This window comes from Saccharopolyspora sp. (assembly GCF_017434145.1).
Lineage (GTDB): Bacteria > Actinomycetota > Actinomycetes > Mycobacteriales > Pseudonocardiaceae > Saccharopolyspora_C > Saccharopolyspora_C galaxeae.
Map to the genome: position 1 here is coordinate 1 of NZ_JAFRFW010000146.1, position 4,015 is coordinate 4,015.

The following is a 4,015-nucleotide window of genomic DNA, read 5'->3' on the forward strand; positions in this document are numbered from 1 at the left end:
CGCGAGCAGCGCCTCGCCCTTGGCCGCGGCGAAGACCTCGCCTGCGAGCCGGTCGACGGACCAGTCCAGCGCTTTCAGGTGCAACGCCGCGTTCGGCTCGTACTTCCCGGTGATCACCAGCGTGCGCCCGCCGCGTGCGCGCACGGCCCGCAGCGCTTCGTCCGCGCCGGGCATCGCGCGGGTCGCGGGGACGACGAGGTCCGGATACAGCTCCCGGAACCGGTGCACCAGCCGCTGCACCAGTGGCTCGTCGAAGCCGTAGCCGCGCAGCACGTCCGGCAGCGGCGGGCCGAGGTTCGCGGCGAAGTGCTCGCCGTCCAGCGCTACGCCGAACTCCGCGCGGAGCCGGTGGAACACGTCGATCATGCCGGGTCGCGGGTCGATCAGGGTCAGGTCGAGGTCGAAGCCGACGGTGGTCACGAACGCAGGCTACGCAAGCGAGCGACCGGCTCGGCGCGGAACCGATCGAGCTTGACGCGAAACCGTTTAGTACCGAAAATCGCCCCTGTAATGTGACTCACACATTTCCCCGTGCGAGCTGGAGCAGGCCGATGACGACCACCACGAACGACAGCAAGCACCGCGACGACTTCCACTCCCTGCGGCCGGGCGGGCTGAATTGGGATTCGCTGCCGCTGCGGCTGTTCACCAAGGGCAACGCGAAGTTCTGGAACCCCGCCGAGCTGGACTTCGAGCAGGACGCGCGGGACATGGCCGGGCTCACCGACGAGGAGCGGCGCAGCGTCGCCGGGCTGTGCGCCGAGTTCATCGCGGGCGAGGAAGCCGTCACGCAGGACTTGCAGCCGTTCCTTTCCGCGATGGCCGCCGAAGGCCGGTTCGGCGACGAGATGTACCTGACCCAGTTCATGTACGAGGAAGCCAAGCACACCCAGGCGTTCCGGCTGTGGATGGACGCCGTGGGCCTGACCGAGAACCTCAACGAGTACGTCGAGGACAACCCCGGCTACCGCACGATCTTCTACGAGGTGCTGCCGAGCGTGCTGCACACGCTCGACGCCGACCCGAGCCCGCGCAACCAGATCCGCGCCTCGGTCACCTACAACCACGTCGTGGAGGGCTCGCTGGCGCTGACCGGCTACTACGCCTGGAACAAGATCTGCCGCAGCCGCGGGCTGTTCCCCGGGATGCAGCAGCTGATCGGGCACATCGGCGACGACGAGCGCAGGCACATGGCGTGGGGCACCTTCACCTGCCGCAGGCACGTCGCCGCCGACGAGCGCAACTGGGACGCCGTCGAGGAGATGATGCAGGAGCTGCTGCCGCACGCGATGACGCTGATCGAGTGGCAGCCCGCGGACGCGCCGGAGGTGCGGCCGTTCGAGCTCAAGACCGAGGAGCTCAGCGCCTACGCATCGGACCGCGCCGGGCGGCGGCTCGGGGCGATCTCCTCGGCCCGCGGGGTGTCGCTGGCGAAGATCGACGTGGACGCCTCGCCGGAGCAGCTGGAGGAGCAGTTCGGCGCCGAGGACGCCGCCGAACTCGCCGCCACCTGAGCGGTTTCCCGCGGACCGAACGGATCGCCCGGCCCATTGGGACGAGCGGTCCGTTCACTCGGCCGGCGCGGGCAGGTCCAGCAGGGTCTTGGCCTGCTCGCGCATCTCGACCTTGCGGACCTTGCCGGTGACGGTCATCGGGAAGTCGTCCACGACGTGCACGTAGCGCGGGATCTTGTAGTGCGCGAGCTTGCCGCTGCAGAACTCCCGCAGCGCCTCGGCGGTCAGCTCCGCCGCGCCGTCGCGCAGCCGCACCCACACCATCAGCTCTTCCCCGTACCGCTGGTCCGGAACGCCGATGACCTGCGCGTCCAGGATGTCCGGGTGGGTGTAGAGGAATTCCTCGATCTCCCGCGGGTACACGTTCTCGCCGCCGCGGATGACCATGTCCTTGATCCGCCCGGTGATGCTGACGTAGCCGGCCTCGTCCATCACGGCCAGATCGCCGGTGTGCATCCAGCGCGCCCGGTCGATCACTTCGGCGGTCTTGTCGGGCTGCTCCCAGTAGCCGAGCATCACCGAGTAGCCGCGGGTGCACAGCTCGCCCGGCTCGCCGCGCGGCACGGTCAGCCCGGTGACCGGGTCGACGATCTTGACCTCGAGGTGCGGGCCGACGCGGCCGACGGTGGAGACCCGGCGGTCCAGCGAGTCGTCCGCGCGGGTCTGGACGCTGACCGGGCTGGTTTCGGTCATGCCGTAGCAGATGGCCACCTCCGCCATCCCCATCCGCTCGATGACCTGCTTCATCACCTCCGCGGGGCAGGGCGAGCCTGCCATGATCCCGGTGCGCAGCGAACCGAGGTCGAAGCTCGCGAAGTCCGGGTGGTCCAGCTCGGCGATGAACATCGTCGGCACCCCGTACAACGAGGTGCAGCGCTCCGCGGCGACCGCGGACAGGGTGGTGCCGGGATCGAAGCCCTCCGCCGGAATGATCATCGCCGAGCCGTGGCTGGTGCAGGCCAGGTTGCCCATCACCATCCCGAAGCAGTGGTAGAACGGCGGCACGATCGCGACCCGGTCGGCCTCGGTGTAGCCGCACAGCTCACCGACGAAGTAGCCGTTGTTCAGGATGTTGTGGTGCGACAGCGTCGCGCCCTTCGGGAACCCGGTGGTCCCGGAGGTGTACTGGATGTTGATCGGGTCGTCCGCGCTGAGCCCGGCCTGCGCGGCGGCGAGTCCGCCCGGGTCGGCCGCCCGCCCGCGCTCGAACAGCCCGTCCCAGGTGGCGTCGCCGAACAGCACGACCTGTTCGAGCGCCGGGCACTTCGGGCGGGCCTCGGCGATCATCGCTGCGTAGTCGGAGCTTTTGAACCGCTGCGCGGAGACCAGCATCCGGATCCCGGCCTGGTCGAGCACGAACTCCAGCTCGTGCAGCCGGTACGCGGGGTTGATGTTGACCAGGACCGCCCCGATCTTGGCGGTGGCGTACTGGGTCAGCGTCCACTCCGCGCGGTTCGGCGACCAGATGCCGACCCGGTCGCCCTTGCCGATCCCGGCATCCAGCAGGCCGCGGGCCAGCGCGTCCACGTCGGCAACGAGCTCCCGGTAGGTCCAGCGGCGGCCCCGCTCGTACTCGACCAGCGCATCGCGGTCCGGGAAGCGGGCGGCGATCCGGTCCAGGTTCGCGCCGATCGTCTCGCCGAGCAGCGGGACGTCCGAAATCCCGGAGTCGTAGCTGATCGCGGCATGTCCGGCGGTGTCCACAGTGACCTCCCCAACGCTGGGCGTGACGCAAGGCACTCATGATTACGTCTGTCTCGCAAAAAATCGAGGGCCGGAGTGTCCTCGGTGGACTGCGGCCTCCGCGCGGGACCGATTCAGCGCCGGGTCCGGCTGCTGCACGGGCGGGAGTCGCTGCGATGGCGGCGGAAAATGATCGCGACCGCGGCGGGGCAGGCGTTCTACGCTCCCCCGCGTGCGCATAGCTGTTGTGGATTCCTTCACCGAGACACCGTTCAGCGGCAATCCGGCAGGCGTGGTGCTGCTGGACGCACCCGCTCCGGACGCCTGGATGCAGTCCGTCGCCGCGGAGATGAAGCACGCCGAGACCGCGTTCGTCGTGCTCGACGGCACCGAACCGAAACCGCTGCGCTGGTTCACCCCCGCCACCGAGGTCGACCTGTGCGGGCACGCGACGCTCGCCAGTGCCCACGTGCTCGGCGGGACCCAGCGGTTCAGCACCCGCAGCGGGGAGCTGACCTGCACCGACGAGGGTGGCGGCTGGATCGGGATGGACTTCCCCGCGAACCCGGCCGACCGGGCCGAGCCGCCCGATGGGCTGATCGCCGCGCTCCCCGGCGTCACGGTCACCGAGACCGCGCCGAGCCGCTCCGACCTGCTCGTGCGGTTGGCGACCGCCGGTGAGGTGCGGGACGTCGCGCCTGACCTGGCCGCGGTGGCGCAGCTGCCGTTCCGCGCCGTCGTGGTCACCGCGCCCGGTGATCGACCGGGGGTGGACTTCGTCAGCCGCTTCTTCGCGCCCGGCGCGGGCATCCCGGAAG

At 70.0% G+C, this 4,015-nt stretch carries 4 protein-coding genes; 2 read left to right on the forward strand and 2 right to left on the reverse strand.

Features of this window, described 5'->3' with window-relative positions:
* Positions 1-420 (reverse strand): haloacid dehalogenase-like hydrolase (locus IJH84_RS04060; RefSeq protein WP_295140335.1); only part of this gene is annotated, 420 nt, incomplete at its 3' end.
* A gap of 131 nt (positions 421-551) precedes the next feature.
* Between IJH84_RS04060 and IJH84_RS04065 the strand changes: the two genes are divergently transcribed.
* Complete coding sequence (locus IJH84_RS04065; RefSeq protein ID WP_200068390.1) at positions 552-1,514, forward strand: R2-like ligand-binding oxidase; 963 nt, start codon at positions 552-554, stop codon at positions 1,512-1,514.
* 54 nt (positions 1,515-1,568) lie between these two features.
* Here the strand turns inward: IJH84_RS04065 and IJH84_RS04070 are convergent, their stop codons facing one another.
* Positions 1,569-3,218 (reverse strand): AMP-binding protein, encoded by a 1,650-nt coding sequence (locus IJH84_RS04070; RefSeq protein WP_200068389.1) that lies wholly within the window; start codon positions 3,216-3,218, stop codon positions 1,569-1,571.
* A gap of 211 nt (positions 3,219-3,429) precedes the next feature.
* On the opposite strand from IJH84_RS04070, the gene IJH84_RS04075 reads away from it, so the two are divergent.
* Positions 3,430-4,015 (forward strand): PhzF family phenazine biosynthesis protein (locus IJH84_RS04075; protein WP_295140341.1); only part of this gene is annotated, 586 nt, incomplete at its 3' end.